Here is a 16,808-nt window from a genome sequence, read left to right on the forward strand (position 1 = left end):
TTGCGGATAATTATATAAGGAGTTCTCTTTGTCACATATCGTTTGGAGTATTGCGGGTTCTGATTCTGGCGGTGGCGCTGGTATTCAAGCGGATATCAAAGCAACGCAGAGCTTTAATGTTCATTGTTGTACCGTAGTAACTGCGTTGACGGCGCAAAATAGTTTAGGGGTGGAAGCGTTAAACCCGGTTTCGACAACAGTTATCGAATCTCAGCTAACGGCGCTTTCGCAAGATATGCCTGCAACGGTGATAAAGATTGGCATGCTCGCCAATGTTCAGCAGATCCAACTGATTGCTGAGCACCTCTTGCATTACAAAGCAACATGGGCAAAACCGCCGCTAGTGGTTTATGACCCCGTTGCCATCGCGACGAGCGGGGATTCATTAACCGAAGAAGACACGGTGGATGCGTTAAAAACCCATTTATTACCGCTGGTGGATATCATTACACCCAATACACACGAAACTCAGCTGCTGACAGGCGTGTATTTGATAGGTCCTGATGCTGTAAAAGAGGCTGCTGCCAAATTGCGTGAATTCGGTGCAAAGTCGGTGATAATTAAAGGCGGTCATTGGGATTACCCAAAAGGCTACTGCATTGATTATGGCTTAGCGGGAGATACCGAGTATTGGCTTGGCAATGAGAAAATTCAAACACCGCATAGCCACGGTACTGGGTGTAGTTTATCGTCAGTGATCGCGGCATGTATGGCCAAGGAGTACCCATTTAAAGATGCTTTTATTCTCGCTAAAGCATACATCAATGCAGGGCTAAAAGCGGCGATACGTTATGGTGAAGGTGTGGGCCCTGTTGCACATACGAGTTTCCCTGTTGATCTCAATGATTACCCGCAAGTGATAGAAGCGGGCTCTTGGCTTGCTGATGAGCTAGAGTTTGCATTACCTGAGGAATTTAATTTTGCCGCAGGCTTTGCCAGCATTGACGACCCTATTGGCCTTTATGCCGTGGTAGACAGTGCAGACTGGGTGGAAAAATGCCTCGCTATTGGGGTTGATACGGTGCAGCTGAGAATTAAAGATCCAGAGCAAGCTAATCTCGAGGCGGAAATACAAACTGCCATTGCACTTGGACAAAAATACGATGCGAAGGTGTTTATTAACGACTACTGGCAGTTAGCGATTAAGCACGGCGCCTATGGAATTCATTTAGGCCAAGAGGATATCGATAAAGCTAATCTTGTTGCCATCCAAGAGGCAGGGCTGCGCTTAGGTATTTCGACCCATGGTTTTTATGAAATGCTCCGGGCACATAACTATCGCCCAAGTTATTTGGCTTTTGGTGCTATCTACCCAACCACGACTAAAGACATGACCGGACAAATCCAAGGGCTGGAAAAGCTGACACACTTTGTTCCTTTGATGGAGTCTGTCTATCCAACCGTCGCTATTGGTGGCATTGATCTTAGTCGCGTGCCAGAAGTGGCTGCAACTGGCGTATCTAGTATTGCGGTTGTAAGAGCTATCACTGAAGCCCAAGACCCACAGCAGGCTGTACTTGAATTAAAGCAAGCTATGGCGCGACATGACTGAGCTCAATGACAAGGAGCGGCTAAGGTATAGTCGTCATTTGCTGTTAAAAGAGGTCGGTGAGCAAGGCCAACTCGCATTGAAACAGGCGCATGTCGCTGTGGTTGGCTGCGGTGGGCTGGGAAGTCCCGCGTTGTTTTACTTAGCGGCGAGTGGCATTGGTAAGCTTACATTTATTGATCACGATGAAGTTGAGTTGTCTAACCTACAGCGGCAAATTTTGTATAAAGTGAATCACTTAGGCCAGCAAAAGGCCAAAGCAGCAGGAAAGGTGCTGGCAAGTCTCAATAACGAGATCACACTAGTACCAATTAATGCGAGATTGACTGATAAGAACATCGCCGAGTTACTCTGTGATGCAGATATTGTCTTGGATTGCAGCGATAACTTTACTACCCGTTATTTGCTCAATAGGTATTGTTATCAAGCGAGTAAGGTGTTGATAGCAGGAGCCGCGATTGCCACGCAAGGCCAACTCATGTGCTTTGATTTTAGCGCTGAATCGCCTTGTTATGCTTGCGTTTTCCCTGAGGGTTTGCAAACACCAGTGGAGAATTGTGACAACTTTGGCGTCATTAGCCCATTACTGGGGGTGATCGGTGCGCAGCAAGCTTTATTGACCATAAATGTGCTACTTGGACATCATCAAGGAAGTGTATTTTGTACGCTAGATGGTATGAGTTTGCAGCAAAAGCAGTATGGGCTCAGTAAAAACCCCGAGTGTGAATGTTGTGGCTTGAAGTAGTTTCAAGCCACTAACAGTAATTTACTCTGCTATTTTTGCAAATGGCGTACCCATGCGTGTGACGGTCTCTGGGTTTTGGCCATCTAAGAACTCAGCCTTATTTGCCCCCCACGCTAAGATCACGGTAGAACCAAGCTTAAAGCGACCCATCTCTTCGCCTTTTTTCAGCGTTATCGCGTTGTCACCTTCTGCTGGATATGTCCAAGTAAAGACATCTCTTCCGGCTGGTGGTGTTACTGTACCGGCCCAAATCGTCTCAATGCTAGCGACGATAGTTGCACCAACCAATACCATAGAAAGCGGGCCAATTTCAGTGTCAAAAATAGCAACAACTCGCTCGTTACGAGCAAATAAATTAGGCACATTTTGCGCGGTAAGTGGATTTACTGAGAATAAGTCACCCGGTACATAAATCATTTTACGAAGGGTGCCATCAACCGGCATGTGGATACGGTGATAATCCTTCGGTGCTAGATAAATCGTTGCAAACTTACCACCAACATAAGGCGCAACGTCTTCTTCTTTACCGCCTAGCAGCGTCTGTAAGCTGTAGTTGTGACCCTTAGCTTGGATAATCTGACCATCGACGACATCACCAAGTTGGCTGATTGCACCATCAACTGGGTGGGCAAGGATATCGCTATCTTCTGCCAAAGGACGGATCCCCGGCTTCAGTGGACGGGTAAAAAACTCGTTAAAGGTTTTATAGTGAGCTGGATCTTCGTGCAATGCCTCGCTCATGTCGATTTTATATTGTTTGATAAACAGCTTAATTAGCTTTGTGGTTAAGGCGCCAGCTTCTGCTGCGGCAAGCTTACCAACCAAACGAGAAACCGCATGTTTAGGTAATGCATATTGCATGGCAATTTTTAGTTTATCCAAATTCACTTTTAACAGTTCCTAATTATTAGTCTTGTCACTTTCGATTTTTTTGTATTGCGAAGTGGCTATCGGGCTCAAGTCATTGAGCCAATTTAGCAAATATTATCAGACTCTCGGCGCGCGCGCACCTGCGCGGCCATCAGCCATAGATTCTAAAATACGATGGTAACTTTCAAAACGTAATTCGCTGATTTTACCGTTATCTACGGCTTCACGAAGTAAACATCCCGGATCGTTTAGGTGTTTACAGTCTCTAAAGCGGCAGCCGCCAATAAACTCTCTAAATTCTTTAAAGCACCAAGTGACGCGTTCCACGTCTAAGTGCCATAGGCCGAACTCACGGATCCCTGGGCTGTCGATCAGGTTTCCACCGGACGGCAAGTGGTGTAAGCGCGATACTGTGGTTGTATGTTGCCCTAAGCCGCTATTTTCGGAGACTTCTTTGGTGAGAATATCTGCATTGGGCAGTACCGTATTGACCAACGTTGATTTGCCAACCCCTGATTGTCCAACAAAAATGTTATTTTTGTCCTCAAGCATGTGTTTTAACTCGTTAATGCCTTCGCCTGACTTTGTACTGACTAAGAGTACGCGATAGCCAAGTTCACGATATATATCTAAGACTTCATCAATATATTCGAGGCTTTCTTGGTCAAGCAAATCAATTTTATTAAGTAATAAAATTGGCTCTATGCCCATATCCTCACAAGCGACTAAGTAGCGATCGATGATTTGAGGGGTAAATTCAGGCACAACGGCCGACACCATCAATATTTGGTCAATATTCGCAGCGACAACTTTCACACCGTCATAAAAATCTGGACGAGTGAGTTGTGTGCGCCTTTCATGCACAGCCTCAATTACGCCGGCTAAGTCACCATCACTGACCTTGGCACGACGAAAAATGACTTCATCACCGCAAACTAAGCTTGTTACGGTACGACGGATATTGCAACGCAAAACCTCTTGGTCTGTGGTTTCTATATCCGCATGTTGGCCGAAGCGGCTGATCACCACTGCGGCTTCTGTTGGCCCTAAGTTGTCGTTTTGCCATGAAACATCAGATACTTCTGTCTCTTTCGCTTTATCGATTCGCTTCTGATGATTGGCTTTAATCCGACGGGATTGGCCCTTACTGAGTTTCTTTTTCTTTGCCATGTTTATAATCTATTTAAGCTTTGGCGTGCAGAGCGTTCAAATTTAGGCTATAAATCAATAAAACGCCGCGCATGGTAAAAAAAGCTTTAGGTCGAGTGTTTAAACTAATATGATATATCTAATTGCATTGGATCTAAAGGAAAGTACCGCTAAGGTAAAGTATGACTTTTCATGAATCAAACTTGATCTGGCTCGATCTAGAGATGACGGGGCTAGAACCGAAAACAGATAAAATCTTAGAAATCGCGACGGTGATCACAGATGGTGATCTCAATGTTTTAGCTGAAGGTCCAGTAGTGGCAATTCATCAAAGTGATGAGCTGTTGGACAATATGGATGAGTGGTGCACCAATCAACATGGTCGCTCAGGTCTGACTGCTCGCTGTAAAGCGAGTAAGTTCACGGAAGCAGATGCAGTTAAGCAAACACTAGATTTCCTTAAAGAGTGGGTGCCGCCAGGTGCTTCTCCAATGTGTGGTAACTCTATTGGTCAAGACCGTAGATTCCTCAACAAATACATGCCAGAGCTAGAAGCTTATTTCCACTATCGCAATTTGGATGTCAGTACGATAAAAGAACTTGCGAGACGTTGGAAGCCTGAGCTATTGGGTGAAATAAAGAAAAAAAGCTCTCATTTAGCACTGGATGATATCAAAGACTCCATCATGGAGCTGAAAGTTTACCAAGAAAAATTCTTCAAAGTTTAAAAAACACTTGCAAAGCAAATTTTATCTTGTAGAATCCTGCCCCGCTTGAGATGACAAGCCTTGCGAGGTTTCTTGAGCATTAATAAAGCAGTATAAGCTCAGCTGCTACAGGTAAGGACGCGACCTAGCGTAGTTACCGACAAATCCAGAGCTAAATATGTGATGCGGCACTAGCTCAGCTGCTAAAACGTTAGACGCGACCTCAAGGTTGCGCCCAGCGGAAAAATAAGAGCTATATAGAAATGCGGCACTAGCTCAGCTGCTACAGGTAAGGACGCGACCTAGCGTAGTTACCGACAAATCCAGAGCTAAATATGTGATGCGGCACTAGCTCAGCTGGTAGAGCGCGACCTTGCCAAGGTCGAGGTCACGAGTTCGAACCTCGTGTGCCGCTCCAAACACTTGTTTTAGGTGTATAAACTAAAAAATGTGATGCGGCACTAGCTCAGCTGCTACAGGTAAAGACGCGACCTTGCGTAGTTACCGACAACATAACGAGCTAACTATGGAATGCGGCACTAGCTCAGCTGCAGTAGGTAATCAACGCGACCTTGCGTAATTACCGACAATATAATGAGCTAACTATGGAATGCGGCACTAGCTCAGCTGGTAGAGCGCGACCTTGCCAAGGTCGAGGTCACGAGTTCGAACCTCGTGTGCCGCTCCAAACACTTACTTTAGGTGTATAAACTAAAAAATGTAATGCGGCACTAGCTCAGCTGCTACAGGTAAAGACGCGACCTAGCGTAGTTACCGATAAATCCAGAGCTAAATATGTGATGCGGCACTAGCTCAGCTGCTACAGGTAAAGACGCGACCTAGCGTAGTTACCGACAAATCCAGAGCTAAATATGTGATGCGGCACTAGCTCAGCTGGTAGAGCGCGACCTTGCCAAGGTCGAGGTCACGAGTTCGAACCTCGTGTGCCGCTCCAAACACTTGTTTTAGGTGTATAAACTAAAAAATGTGATGTGGCACTAGCTCAGCTGCTAAAACGTTAGACGCGACCTCAAGGTTGCGCCCAGCGGAAAATTAAGAGCTACATCGGAATGCGGCACTAGCTCAGCTGGTAGAGCGCGACCTTGCCAAGGTCGAGGTCACGAGTTCGAACCTCGTGTGCCGCTCCAAAATTCTCAGTTCATATTCGACTGAAAAAATAAAGAATATGATGTGATGCGGCACTAGCTCAGCTGCTAAAACGTTAGACGCGACCTCAAGGTTGCGCCCAGCGGAGAAATAAGAGCTATATCGGAATGCGGCACTAGCTCAGCTGCTAAAACGTTAGACGCGACCTCAAGGTTGCGCCCAGCGGAAAAATAAGAGCTATATCGGAATGCGGCACTAGCTCAGCTGGTAGAGCGCGACCTTGCCAAGGTCGAGGTCACGAGTTCGAACCTCGTGTGCCGCTCCACCCCCCTAAATATTCTTATTTTTCAATCTCTCTAAAAAAACTTGCAGATATAGTCTTATTCCACCAATTTTTCATAACAAACTGATTGCTTAATTTTAATGCTACGCGTAAAATACTCGCTCTTTCGGCCTTACTATTATCGTTCCTTGCCTTACCCCGACTGGCCGAAACGGGACAAGGCTATACTAACCGTAAGGAATATCCATGCGTCATTACGAAATCGTATTCATGGTTCACCCAGACCAAAGTGAGCAAGTACCTGGTATGATCGAGCGTTATACTGGTGCTATCACTGAAGCTGGCGGTACTATTCACCGTCTAGAAGACTGGGGTCGTCGTCAACTGGCTTACCCAATCGAAAAGCTTCACAAAGCACACTATGTTCTATTGAACGTTGAAGCACCAACTGAAGTAATCAACGAGCTTGAAACTTCTTTCCGCTACAACGATGCAGTGCTTCGTAACCTAGTTATGCGTACTAAAAACGCGGTAACTGAAGCGTCTCCTCTTGCAAAAGAAGAGAAAAAAGAAGCAGCTTCTGCTTAATCGTTGTTGATTTCGGATTTGACTAACCTTTCGAGGTAATGGTGAGTAATCAGGTTGACCTGTATACCAATCAATATCTGCTTTCGGGCGTGATTTGTAAAACACCTAAATTTAGTCAAAGCCCAGCTGGGATCCCACATTGCATATTTGTACTTGAGCACAAATCAATGCAATTAGAGGCTGACCTTACTCGAAATGCCTACGTGCGTATTCAAGTGGTTGCCAGTGGAGAACAGTTCCGAAACCAAACTGAGCATTTATACGTTGGGCAAGCATTACAAGTTCGCGGTTTTATAAATCGCCACGAGAGCCGAAATGGCTTGAGTCAGCTGGTATTGCACGCACAACATATTGAAAGAATTAATTGAGGAAATTACTCATGGCACGTTATTTCAGACGTCGTAAGTTCTGCCGTTTTAAAGCGGAAGGCGTACAACAAATTGATTACAAAGATCTGGCTACTCTTAGAAACTACGTAACAGAAAGTGGCAAAATCGTACCTAGCCGTATCACAGGTACTAGCGCTAAATACCAGCGTCAGCTAGCAACTGCTATCAAGCGTGCTCGCTACCTAGCCCTTCTTCCATACACTGACTTACACAAGTAAGCAGCTGATTACTAGTTTTTAAAAGGTGTAGAGACATGCAAGTTATTCTACTAGACAAAATTGCAAACCTAGGTAGCCTAGGTGATCAGGTTAATGTTAAATCTGGCTTCGCACGTAACTTCTTATTCCCTAAGGGTAAAGCAGTTCCTGCAACTAAATCTAACATTGAAACTTTCGAAGCACGTCGCGCTGAGCTTGAAGCGAAAATCGCTGAAGAGCTAGTTGCTGCACAGGCACGCGCTGAAAAACTAGAAGCACTAGCTGAAGTAACTCTAGTTTCTAAAGCGGGTGACGAAGGTAAGTTATTCGGTTCTATCGGTACTCGCGATATTGCTGATGCTATCTCTGCAGTAGGTGTTGAGGTATCTAAGTCAGAAGTTCGTCTACCTCTTGGTACTATCCGTGAGACTGGCGAGTTCGATGTAGCTATCCAAGTACACTCTGACGTTACAGCTACGATCAAAGTAATCGTAATTGCTGAAGCTTAATTTTTAATTGAGCTTAAATTAAAAAAGCCGTGTATTTTATACACGGCTTTTTATTCACTTAATTTACCTAAATTCGCCCGAATTTCGAACAGTAAAAACCTAGTTAACAGATATTCTTAATGCTGAATGCATTGAATATTAAAAATATTGGTTTTGTTGGCATCCAAATCTTAGGTTGAATTAAGTAACCCCTCGAAGAAAATCATAATAATCTTATTCATACCAATTTAAGGTGTGACATGGATGATCCTCTCGCTCAAAGTTTGCCTTATATCAAAAGGCAATACTGCTGTAATGTGGTGTAATAAGTTTCCTTTTTAGAAACTTTCGCTCCATGTTATGTTTACATATTATAGGTTAACCCTTTTCTTTGTCTTTTGTCTGTCATACAGTGCAATGTAAATGACAGCGCTATCAATCTAGTGGTGGAATAATTAAATGTCTGTAAATAAAGGTTTTACACTTACGGAGCTATTAATTGCCGTTGCAATCGTGGCGATCACTGCCAGTGTGGCATATCCGTCGTATGTGGAATACGTTCAGGATGGGCGTCGTTCGCAAGCACAGCAGCAAATGTTGGAAATGGCTGGTGTGATTGAACGCATATACAGCCGCAATAGTGGCTATCCTGATGCGAGTTTACTTACAGATTTGCCTGAGTCTAAATTCTACACGTTTAAATATATTCCCACTGATAAACCAAATGGCGCTGTTGGGCAATACCGTAATTTGGGATATCAATTTACAGCTACGCCAATAGTAGGAAAAGCACAAGCAGCTGACAGGTGTGGTGTGCTAAGTATCAACCATCTTGGTGAACAAGGACCGAAGAACAATGATTGCTGGCAATAGACATTTAGGGTTTACCTTGCTTGAGCTGCTTATTTCCATGGCAATACTTGCAATTTTAGCTTCGATAGCAGCGCCCAGTTTTATAAAGCAAATTCAGCAAGACAGACTTACGACGCATGCTAATCAACTGCAGGCGGTATATCGCTTGGCCCGCAGTGAAGCGGTTCGACGTGAGCAACAGGTATCACTGGTCGTTGAGGACAGCGACTGGGTTGTGAAAACCACTGAAAATGGCCAATTGACCGAAGTGGGGCGGTTTTCTATTAAACACAGCTCGATAGAAGTGGCACTGGCCGACCAAGTTGTGCGCGAAAGTGGCGAAGTGCTGGCTACAAACAACATATTGATCACCGACAACATTACCGATACCCAGGATTATCGTTTATGTGTGCTGGTCAGTGGTCAAAGTTGGTTAGCTGAGGCGGAACAAAATTGCAGTTAAGTAAGGGGTTTTCTCTCATTGAGGTCGTGGTGTCGATGTTGGTGGCTGGGCTAATGTTGCTTGGTCTTGCTGCGACGCAGCTTAAGTCATTACAGTTTGCCTCCAATAGCTTTCAATACACGATGGCGTTAATTCATGGCCAAAATGCAATTGAGAGGATATGGCCCTTGTTATGTGAATTACAACATAACAACAATGATATGACATTCGCTAATCCACTTATTCAACAGCTGCATCCAGCGGATAGTCGCTTTACGTTAGTGCTGCCTCCGGTATATAGCAATAACATGCAGCTTACAGTGAGTTGGGAAGATAAGCGGGTAAAAAACGCTGCTGAAAACCAAATTTCTTTGACTACCAGTTACCCAAATGTTGCGGATACTTGCTCTCCACCGCCTGGAGGGGGCTTATGAAACAAATAAAGGGATATACCTTACTGGAACTCATGGTTGCGATGGTTGTGGGGTTGGTTTTAGTTATTGGGATTGCAACGTCATACACGTCGATAAAAGAAACGGTGACGACAAGCCAACAGCTCGCAACATCGCAAGAGATTGTTCGCTATACCAATCGAGTGATGATGCGCAGCATCAAGCAAACTCAGGAAATCCCTACTGTGACGGCGACCGATATTACGATCCGCCAATTGGCTGGGGTGCCCGCTTGTGATGGCAGCGTACCTACGGCTGACTACACTGAGCGCTATTTTTTACAAGATGGGTATTTAGTGTGCGATCGCGGCACGGGTGATATCAATCTTTTGAAAGGGGTAACTGGACTCGCGTTTGCAACCGATGCCAGTGGTCAGTTAATTACAGTCACAATACAAGGTAGTAGTTTTCCGACGCAGTACGGTGCAGGCATACAGATGAATTTTTACGCTGGATTAGGTAGCTAATACAATGAAACAACAAGGTTTTACACTGGTTAAAGTGATGCTGCTCGGCGGCATGGCTAGCGTTGTGGTATTCGCTTCCCTCAAAGAAGGCGTTGTACAAGAAAGGTTGAGTGGTAACTTCCAAAAAGACATTAATGCAAGATTAGTGGCTGAACAAGGGATCAGAGAATATCGTCAAAAGCTGGATGCGGCGTTAAGTGGCAATCCGCAAGATGTCAATGCGCTGATAAATGGTATTAGTAAAACAGGTAGCGGAACGATCACTGATTCGCAATATCAGATCTCGGTTAATGCTAATGGCAATGAGTTTGAAATTGAAAGCTTGGGTCAGCGTCATGGTGAGCACGCGAACCATCGGCTAGTTGCGCGCTTCGAGTTACAGCCAGCAGCGAAAGAGTCCATATTCCAAAATGCGGTTACTGGCTGTAAAGGTGTAAATCTATCTGGTAGTGGCTCTGTCGATAGCTATGACTCATCGAAAGGCACTTACGAAGAAACAAAAAGCCATGATGGTGATGTACACACTGTGGTGGGCGATGCGGATGTGGTGCTATCAGGTCACTCTCCGATTAAAGGCGATGTTGAAGCATCTGGTGTGATTTACTTAAAAGGTTCTTCACCTATTTTGGGTGACGTTAGATCAAATACCGGGGTAGATATTTCGCCGTCATCAAGTGGTATTCGAGTGGAAGGTAATGTCTACAGCCGCGGCTTTTTTACACATAGAGGCGGCAAGATCCAAGGTTATGTGCGCGCAATGGGTGACGCGAAAATGGAGTGGGGCGCTGAGATCATCAACCAAAATGGCGATGCGTTCGATATTCAATATACTGGCAGTGGTCAATTTAAAGATACTGGCTTGCAAGTTCAAGATGGTGTGCATTACTCCGATGCTAAATTTAGAGTCGCTGATTTAGTGGTTGAGCCGGTAAAAGTGTACGATCCTGATTCTCCCGACTACGACCCTGCAAAGCCTAATAAAGAGTGTGATCCTTTGGCGTTACCTTTTAATATGGATAGCATTATCGATCCTCGTAATCGATTCACTCCCCTAAATGTAGGCGCGCAACAAATCTTACACTTTAAACCAAAACAGGCAGTGTATGAGCGTAATGGCTCGAGCGTGTATGTTGCTAAAGAGCACACCATTTATTTATTCCAAGAGGTGGATCAAAATCTAGGCACAGCGACAGAAAAAACGCAGCTTGCGTTCTCATTTAAAGGGTTGAAATTAGGATCTGACGGCAAAATCAAGATTTCTGGTGGCGATGTGATTTGGTTGATTGATGGTGATCTCACATTAACTGGCGACACCCATATCTGGATAGAAAAAGAAAGTTCTTTGACGGTGTTCACTACTGGCAAAGTTTCTATTGGCGCAAGTGCTAAGGTTATTGCTGAGCAAGAAGGTTTAACCAAGAAGAGCAAACTGCCGGTATTTAGTGTGTATTCTTCATTTGATGGCCCCGACGGTTTTGTATTTAGTGGCGCGTCTTCTTTATATGCTGCTATTTATTCACCGTTAACTTCTATTCTGTTGAATGGCAGTGGGCAATTGTACGGTACAGTTCGAGGGGCATCGATTACTGGTACCGGTGGTACAGGGATCCACTTTGACCAAGCATTAAAAAATTCGGGTATTGGCGTACAGCCGCCAGGGCAAAAGCCGAAATTAGTCTTTAAGGGCTGGCACTATAAACCATATCAAGTAGCAGACGAGAGCGAAACTAAAATCGCTGAGTAACTTTCCTAAGTGGAGCGTCAGGCTCCACTTTTTGCTGCCAAATAAAAAAGTAAAATTTTTTCCAACCCTTTTAAACCATTTCCGATTTCGCTCGCGTCTAAATAAGTACTTTATAAAAAAGTAGAAATTGGCAATTGAGCGTTGGTGACTTTGTTTGTTCCATTCGATATGCGAAGATGAAGGAATCAACCCAAAGGAACAGACGCATGATAATTAATGCCAAAGAGGCATTTACACAAGAACAAACCGATGCGCTAGTGGCTAGGTGCCAGCAAGGGGACCAAGGTGCATTTCGCGAACTATTTGAGCAACATCACCGTCGCGTATATGCATTGTGTCTTAGATTGCTCGCTGAGCCCGCCCATGCAGAAGATGCATGTCAGGAAGTTTTTGTGCAATTGTGGCAAAAGATAGACCAATTTAAAGGGCAATCACAATTTACGACTTGGCTTCATAGTGTGACCAGTAATATTGCTATCAGCTATCTTAGAAAGCAAAAAAACTGGTTACAAAAGGTTGTAAGCTTTGAACAATCCGGACTGGATGAGCAAGGAGCTGAGCAGCTAGGAGAGCTAAATGGCCTAGATAAACTCATCGTCAGATTGCCGGAACGTGCCAGGTTGGTCTTCGTATTACATGCTGTCGAAGGGTATCGCCACGAGGAAATTGCCAATATGTTAAACATGGCCGTAGGGTCGAGTAAATCGCAATATCACCGAGCACGTAACTTATTACAGGAGTGGTACAACAATGACTAAACCATCTTTTGATGAATTTATGCATACCGCACTGAATGACGAACAATCGCAGCCAAAGCCACAACGTGACTTATGGCAAGGCGTTGAGCGTGCAATCAATCAAGCACAACCGATGCAGCCGCCAAAGCAAAATAATTGGCAAAAGTTATCTGGTATTGCGGCGTGTACTATTGCGGGCTTACTTGCTTGGCAAGTCATTATGAATCAGCCCAAGCAGGACTCACTGGCCAATATTAGCGCTTTTTTTGAGCAGCAAAAGCAGTCTTTACTGGTTCAATATGAAACGCAGCCAGCGCTGACTTCTGATTGGCAGACACAATTGCAAGAGCTCGAGCAGGCGGAACAAGCGATCAAGCTGTCTTTAAAGCAAGATCCTGAGAACGCTGCGCTGTTAAAAATGTTAGCTCAGGTTTATCAGCAGCAACTCGACTTAATCAATAAGGTTCATCAACCTCGTTGGCAACAAATTTAGGAGAATTAAGATGAAAGCATTAATTATTGGCCTAGCGGCGCTACCTGCGATAGTGTTCGCCGGAGAATCTATCGATAAAGAACTGTCGATACCTGCAAATGGTAAAGTTGTCATCGAGAATCAGCGCGGTGACGTAACGATAAAAACATGGGATAAAAATGTTTTTAAAGTGACAGGCGAGCTAGACGATAAAGCCGAGGGTTATAAACTAAAAACCTCTGGCGAGGTAACTGAGTTTATCGTGAAGATGCCAAGACGCTATAAAAGTTGGGGTGGTGGTGATGGCTCTAAACTCACCATTTATATGCCTCGTAGCAGTGAATTAAACTTTGAAGGGGTGGTGGTTGACGTTGAAGCTGCTGATTTAACTGCGGGCGCTCGTATCAAAACGGTCAACGGTAATATTAAAGCGAGTAAAATCAGCGGTAAAATTGCGTTAGAAACCGTAAATGGTGATATTGATAGTCGTGACTTAGATGGCAATATTCAGTTTGAAACCGTCAATGGGGACATTGAAGATATCGCTTCGAGCGGTAAACTAAGGTTTAACGCCGTTAATGGCGAAATTAAAACGCAAACCACTGCAACCGAGCTGCGCTTAGAAAACGTCAACGGCGAAGTCGAGTTAAAGATGGCAGAGTTAAAAGACTTACGCTTATCTACCGTTAACGGCGAAATTGCAGTATATGCAGCAAAGTTACTGGATAACGCCAATATAAATATGGACAGTGTTAGTGGTGATATTGAGCTTTATTTCCCTGCAGATGTATCGGCAAGGTTTGAAATCAACGCGCATTCTGGTGGCCATATCACCAATGAGCTAAGCGCAGAGCAAGTTAAAAAAGCCAAATATGGCCCAGCTCGTTCACTTGAGTTTGTGCTTAACGGTGGTAATGCAGATGTAGAAATCGATACCGTTAGCGGCAATATTGAGCTAAAGCGTAACTAATACGAATATTTATCAGACTAGTAAGGCCAGAGTTTCCCCCAAACTCTGGCCTTTTGTTATTTGCACTTATGGGTAGACCAGATACAATAGAGGGCCTTCAATTTCTCAATGTTGTGATATGGCTAAACCAGATATACAAGTCGACACCTTAAAAGTTCCACCGCACTCAATTGAAGCTGAGCAATCTGTGCTCGGTGGCTTGATGCTAGATAATGAAGCCTTCGACCGTGTTGCGGAATTGGTGGTGTCTCATGACTTTTATACCAGAACCCATAAGCTGATCTTTGAAGCGATGGAAAAGCTAGTAGAGCTTGGTCACCCCATAGACTTAATCACGATTTCTGAGAATCTAGAAAAAAATAATCAGTTAGAAACCATCGGTGGTTTCTCATATCTTGCTGAGATTGCTAAAAACACACCAAGTGCTGCTAATATTGATGCTTACGCGAGTATCGTACGTGAACGGGCGGTTATTCGCGAAATGATTGGTGTGGCGAATGAAATTGCAGAGGCAGGCTTTAATCCTGAGGGACGAGATAGCCATGAGCTATTAGATTTAGCTGAGAGCAAGGTATTTAAGATTGCTGAGCAGCGCACTAAAAGCACTGAAGGTCCGCAAAGTATTCACAGCATTCTAGAAAAAACCGTCGACAAAATTGAAGAACTTTACCAATCTCCACAAGATGGTGTTACCGGGGTAAGTACAGGCTACGGCGACTTAGACAAGATGACGGCAGGACTGCAGCCTTCTGACTTGATCATTGTTGCAGCGCGTCCGTCGATGGGTAAAACCACGTTTGCGATGAACTTGGCTGAGCATGCAGCAATGACGCAAGACAAGCCGGTACTGATCTACTCGTTAGAGATGCCTTCAGAACAGATCATGATGAGGATGCTCGCCTCACTAGGCCGTATCAACCAGACCAAGGTACGTACCGGTCAGTTAGATGATGACGATTGGGCACGCCTGTCATCCACCATGGGCTTGCTGATGGAAAAGGGCAAGATGTACATAGATGATGCATCAGGTCTTACGCCAACAGACGTGCGTTCACGAGCCAGACGAATTGCACGTGATCACGGTGGGATCAGTATGATCATGGTGGATTACTTGCAGCTCATGCGCGTGCCGAGCCTTTCAGACAACCGTACGCTTGAGATTGCCGAGATTTCTCGTTCATTAAAGGCGCTAGCCAAAGAGCTGCAATGTCCAGTTATCGCGCTTTCTCAGCTTAACCGTACGCTAGAACAACGTGCAGATAAACGCCCAGTAAACTCCGACTTACGTGAATCAGGCTCTATCGAGCAGGATGCCGACTTAATTATGTTTATTTATCGTGATGAAGTTTACAACGACGATAGTCCAGACAAAGGCACGGCCGAAATCATCATAGGTAAGCAACGTAACGGTCCGATCGGTAAGGTTAGGTTAACCTTCCAAGGTCAATACTCTCGATTCGATAACTATGCGGGTCCAGCAATGGACGACGAATATTAACTGTCAATTGAGTAGTGAAATGCGACTAGCGAGTGCTGAAATAGATTTAACCGCGCTGAGAGAAAACCTACAGCTAACGCAAAAACTGGCGCCAAAAAGTAAGATTATGGCGGTACTTAAGGCCAACGCTTATGGTCATGGCTTGGTTAAAATAGCTCAGCATTTGCAAGATGCGGATGCATTCGCAGTGGCGAGAGTCGATGAAGCACTTGCGCTTAGAACTGGTGGCATCACCAAACCAATCGTCCTGTTGGAAGGTTTTTTTCATCCTTCTGATTTACCTATTTTACTTGCCAATAATTTGCAAACCATAGTGCATGACATTTCTCAGCTTGAAGCCATTGAGCGTGCTAATTTAGATGCACCGCTTACAGTTTGGCTAAAAGTAGATACCGGTATGCATCGACTCGGCGTTGAGCCTGAAGAGTTTGAAGCATTTTATGCCCGCCTTAAGCGCTCAAAAAATGTTGCTGATAAAATCCACTTAATGACACACTTTGCTTGTGCCGATGATATCAAAGACAATAAAACCGAAGTACAGCAAGTACTATTTAAGTCTTTAGTTGGCCAAAGTCACGCACCATTGTGTTTGGCAAACTCCGCGGGGATCATAGGTTGGCCAGAATCTCATGGCGACTGGATCCGTCCGGGCCTAATGCTTTATGGCGTTTCGCCTATGCTTGCGCGTGTTGGCCAGCAACATGGTTTAAAGCCTGTCATGCGTTTGACCACTAAAGTTATTGCCATCAAGCGGGTGAGAGCGCATCAGGCGGTGGGATATGGCGGACGTTGGCAATGTGAACAGGACACCTATCTTGCCGTTATTGGTGTTGGCTATGGAGACGGTTATCCCAGACACGCTAAAATTGGCACTCCAGTGGTTATTGGTAACCAGCGTTACGGCATAGTCGGCACCGTGTCTATGGATATGATCAGTGTGAATATTGGTGATAATCCCAATGGCATTCAAGTGGGTGACGAAGTAGAAATGTGGGGACCAAACCTGCCAGTAGAAGAAATAGCGCAATGTGCTGATACTATTCCATATGAGCTGCTGTGTAACGTCACCCCAAGAGTAAGCTACGAATACATAGAAAGCTAA

General features: G+C 44.8%; 19 protein-coding genes and 5 tRNA genes. 22 read left to right on the top strand and 2 right to left on the bottom strand.

Annotated elements, in window-relative coordinates; genetic code table 11:
* Positions 1–28 precede the first annotated feature (28 nt).
* Positions 29–1,552 (top strand): thiamine phosphate synthase, encoded by a 1,524-nt coding sequence (gene thiE / locus JJQ94_RS07235; protein WP_099028964.1) that lies wholly within the window; start codon positions 29–31, stop codon positions 1,550–1,552.
* Positions 1,545–2,294: a HesA/MoeB/ThiF family protein gene (locus JJQ94_RS07240; RefSeq protein WP_099028965.1), complete on the top strand. Its 750-nt coding sequence runs from the start codon at positions 1,545–1,547 to the stop codon at positions 2,292–2,294. The genes thiE and JJQ94_RS07240 overlap by 8 nt, the downstream gene beginning before the upstream one ends.
* Positions 2,295–2,315: 21 nt before the next feature.
* Here the strand turns inward: JJQ94_RS07240 and asd are convergent, their stop codons facing one another.
* Together asd and rsgA are read right to left on the bottom strand one after the other, a co-directional pair.
* Complete coding sequence (asd, locus tag JJQ94_RS07245; RefSeq protein WP_045965938.1) at positions 2,316–3,182, bottom strand: archaetidylserine decarboxylase; 867 nt, start codon at positions 3,180–3,182, stop codon at positions 2,316–2,318.
* Between the two features lie 99 nt (positions 3,183–3,281).
* Positions 3,282–4,334 carry a small ribosomal subunit biogenesis GTPase RsgA gene (rsgA, locus tag JJQ94_RS07250; RefSeq protein WP_099028966.1) on the bottom strand — a complete coding sequence of 351 codons (1,053 nt, stop codon included), beginning with the start codon at positions 4,332–4,334 and terminating at the stop codon, positions 3,282–3,284.
* A 161-nt stretch (positions 4,335–4,495) separates the two neighbouring features.
* Between rsgA and orn the strand changes: the two genes are divergently transcribed.
* The 20 genes from orn to alr all read left to right on the top strand — a co-directional run bounded on the left by orn (position 4,496) and on the right by alr (position 16,808).
* Positions 4,496–5,041 carry an oligoribonuclease gene (orn, locus tag JJQ94_RS07255; RefSeq protein WP_010607090.1) on the top strand — a complete coding sequence of 182 codons (546 nt, stop codon included), beginning with the start codon at positions 4,496–4,498 and terminating at the stop codon, positions 5,039–5,041.
* A 321-nt stretch (positions 5,042–5,362) separates the two neighbouring features.
* A tRNA-Gly gene (locus JJQ94_RS07260) sits at positions 5,363–5,438 on the top strand.
* Between the two features lie 194 nt (positions 5,439–5,632).
* Positions 5,633–5,708: transfer RNA gene (locus JJQ94_RS07265), tRNA-Gly, on the top strand.
* A 191-nt stretch (positions 5,709–5,899) separates the two neighbouring features.
* A tRNA-Gly gene (locus tag JJQ94_RS07270) sits at positions 5,900–5,975 on the top strand.
* A 117-nt stretch (positions 5,976–6,092) separates the two neighbouring features.
* Positions 6,093–6,168, top strand: a tRNA-Gly gene (locus tag JJQ94_RS07275).
* A 208-nt stretch (positions 6,169–6,376) separates the two neighbouring features.
* Positions 6,377–6,452: transfer RNA gene (locus JJQ94_RS07280), tRNA-Gly, on the top strand.
* A 204-nt stretch (positions 6,453–6,656) separates the two neighbouring features.
* On the top strand, positions 6,657–6,998 hold the full coding sequence (gene rpsF, locus JJQ94_RS07285; RefSeq protein WP_010368810.1) for a 30S ribosomal protein S6: 342 nt from the start codon (positions 6,657–6,659) through the stop codon (positions 6,996–6,998).
* A 38-nt stretch (positions 6,999–7,036) separates the two neighbouring features.
* Positions 7,037–7,366, top strand: coding sequence for a primosomal replication protein N (gene priB, locus JJQ94_RS07290; protein WP_010368809.1), 330 nt, complete (start codon positions 7,037–7,039; stop codon positions 7,364–7,366).
* 11 nt (positions 7,367–7,377) lie between these two features.
* Positions 7,378–7,605 (top strand): 30S ribosomal protein S18, encoded by a 228-nt coding sequence (gene rpsR, locus JJQ94_RS07295; protein WP_002962753.1) that lies wholly within the window; start codon positions 7,378–7,380, stop codon positions 7,603–7,605.
* A 35-nt stretch (positions 7,606–7,640) separates the two neighbouring features.
* Entirely contained in the window at positions 7,641–8,093 is a 453-nt protein-coding gene (gene rplI, locus JJQ94_RS07300) for a 50S ribosomal protein L9 (protein WP_010368808.1), read from the top strand.
* Positions 8,094–8,531: 438 nt separating this feature from the next.
* A complete protein-coding gene (locus JJQ94_RS07305) occupies positions 8,532–8,945 on the top strand; it encodes a type IV pilin protein (RefSeq protein WP_099028967.1) in 414 nt (137 codons plus the stop codon).
* Positions 8,929–9,387: a GspH/FimT family pseudopilin gene (locus JJQ94_RS07310; RefSeq protein WP_099028968.1), complete on the top strand. Its 459-nt coding sequence runs from the start codon at positions 8,929–8,931 to the stop codon at positions 9,385–9,387. Before JJQ94_RS07305 ends, JJQ94_RS07310 begins: the two co-directional genes overlap by 17 nt.
* Positions 9,378–9,800, top strand: a complete 423-nt coding sequence (locus JJQ94_RS07315; RefSeq protein WP_099028969.1) for a type IV pilus modification PilV family protein — start codon at positions 9,378–9,380, stop codon at positions 9,798–9,800. The genes JJQ94_RS07310 and JJQ94_RS07315 overlap by 10 nt, the downstream gene beginning before the upstream one ends.
* Positions 9,797–10,285, top strand: a complete 489-nt coding sequence (locus JJQ94_RS07320; protein WP_099028970.1) for a PilW family protein — start codon at positions 9,797–9,799, stop codon at positions 10,283–10,285. The genes JJQ94_RS07315 and JJQ94_RS07320 overlap by 4 nt, the downstream gene beginning before the upstream one ends.
* Before the next feature lie 4 nt (positions 10,286–10,289).
* Positions 10,290–12,029: a DUF7305 domain-containing protein gene (locus JJQ94_RS07325; RefSeq protein ID WP_099028971.1), complete on the top strand. Its 1,740-nt coding sequence runs from the start codon at positions 10,290–10,292 to the stop codon at positions 12,027–12,029.
* Positions 12,030–12,235: 206 nt separating this feature from the next.
* Entirely contained in the window at positions 12,236–12,787 is a 552-nt protein-coding gene (locus tag JJQ94_RS07330) for an RNA polymerase sigma factor (protein WP_010368802.1), read from the top strand.
* Entirely contained in the window at positions 12,780–13,259 is a 480-nt protein-coding gene (locus JJQ94_RS07335; protein WP_010607097.1) for a hypothetical protein, read from the top strand. Before JJQ94_RS07330 ends, JJQ94_RS07335 begins: the two co-directional genes overlap by 8 nt.
* Positions 13,260–13,269: 10 nt before the next feature.
* The gene (locus tag JJQ94_RS07340) at positions 13,270–14,208 is read left to right on the top strand and encodes a DUF4097 family beta strand repeat-containing protein (protein WP_099028972.1); all 939 of its coding nucleotides are present in this window, start codon (positions 13,270–13,272) and stop codon (positions 14,206–14,208) included.
* A 118-nt stretch (positions 14,209–14,326) separates the two neighbouring features.
* A complete protein-coding gene (gene dnaB, locus JJQ94_RS07345; protein WP_099028973.1) occupies positions 14,327–15,706 on the top strand; it encodes a replicative DNA helicase in 1,380 nt (459 codons plus the stop codon).
* Between the two features lie 19 nt (positions 15,707–15,725).
* Positions 15,726–16,808, top strand: coding sequence for an alanine racemase (alr, locus tag JJQ94_RS07350; protein WP_099028974.1), 1,083 nt, complete (start codon positions 15,726–15,728; stop codon positions 16,806–16,808).

This window comes from Pseudoalteromonas sp. GCY, from assembly GCF_016695175.1.
Classification (GTDB): Bacteria; Pseudomonadota; Gammaproteobacteria; order Enterobacterales; family Alteromonadaceae; genus Pseudoalteromonas.

Excerpts from the sequence above, each read along its gene's own strand:
- JJQ94_RS07240 (WP_099028965.1), top strand. The coding sequence starts at position 1,545 with ATGACTGAGCTCAATGACAAGGAGCGGCTAAGGTATAGTCGTCATTTG.
- rsgA (WP_099028966.1), bottom strand. The coding sequence starts at position 4,334 with ATGGCAAAGAAAAAGAAACTCAGTAAGGGCCAATCCCGTCGGATTAAA.
- orn (WP_010607090.1), top strand. The coding sequence starts at position 4,496 with ATGACTTTTCATGAATCAAACTTGATCTGGCTCGATCTAGAGATGACG.
- rpsF (WP_010368810.1), top strand. The coding sequence starts at position 6,657 with ATGCGTCATTACGAAATCGTATTCATGGTTCACCCAGACCAAAGTGAG.
- priB (WP_010368809.1), top strand. The coding sequence starts at position 7,037 with ATGGTGAGTAATCAGGTTGACCTGTATACCAATCAATATCTGCTTTCG.
- rpsR (WP_002962753.1), top strand. The coding sequence starts at position 7,378 with ATGGCACGTTATTTCAGACGTCGTAAGTTCTGCCGTTTTAAAGCGGAA.
- rplI (WP_010368808.1), top strand. The coding sequence starts at position 7,641 with ATGCAAGTTATTCTACTAGACAAAATTGCAAACCTAGGTAGCCTAGGT.
- JJQ94_RS07305 (WP_099028967.1), top strand. The coding sequence starts at position 8,532 with ATGTCTGTAAATAAAGGTTTTACACTTACGGAGCTATTAATTGCCGTT.
- JJQ94_RS07310 (WP_099028968.1), top strand. The coding sequence starts at position 8,929 with ATGATTGCTGGCAATAGACATTTAGGGTTTACCTTGCTTGAGCTGCTT.
- JJQ94_RS07320 (WP_099028970.1), top strand. The coding sequence starts at position 9,797 with ATGAAACAAATAAAGGGATATACCTTACTGGAACTCATGGTTGCGATG.
- JJQ94_RS07325 (WP_099028971.1), top strand. The coding sequence starts at position 10,290 with ATGAAACAACAAGGTTTTACACTGGTTAAAGTGATGCTGCTCGGCGGC.
- JJQ94_RS07330 (WP_010368802.1), top strand. The coding sequence starts at position 12,236 with ATGATAATTAATGCCAAAGAGGCATTTACACAAGAACAAACCGATGCG.
- JJQ94_RS07335 (WP_010607097.1), top strand. The coding sequence starts at position 12,780 with ATGACTAAACCATCTTTTGATGAATTTATGCATACCGCACTGAATGAC.
- JJQ94_RS07340 (WP_099028972.1), top strand. The coding sequence starts at position 13,270 with ATGAAAGCATTAATTATTGGCCTAGCGGCGCTACCTGCGATAGTGTTC.
- dnaB (WP_099028973.1), top strand. The coding sequence starts at position 14,327 with ATGGCTAAACCAGATATACAAGTCGACACCTTAAAAGTTCCACCGCAC.
- alr (WP_099028974.1), top strand. The coding sequence starts at position 15,726 with ATGCGACTAGCGAGTGCTGAAATAGATTTAACCGCGCTGAGAGAAAAC.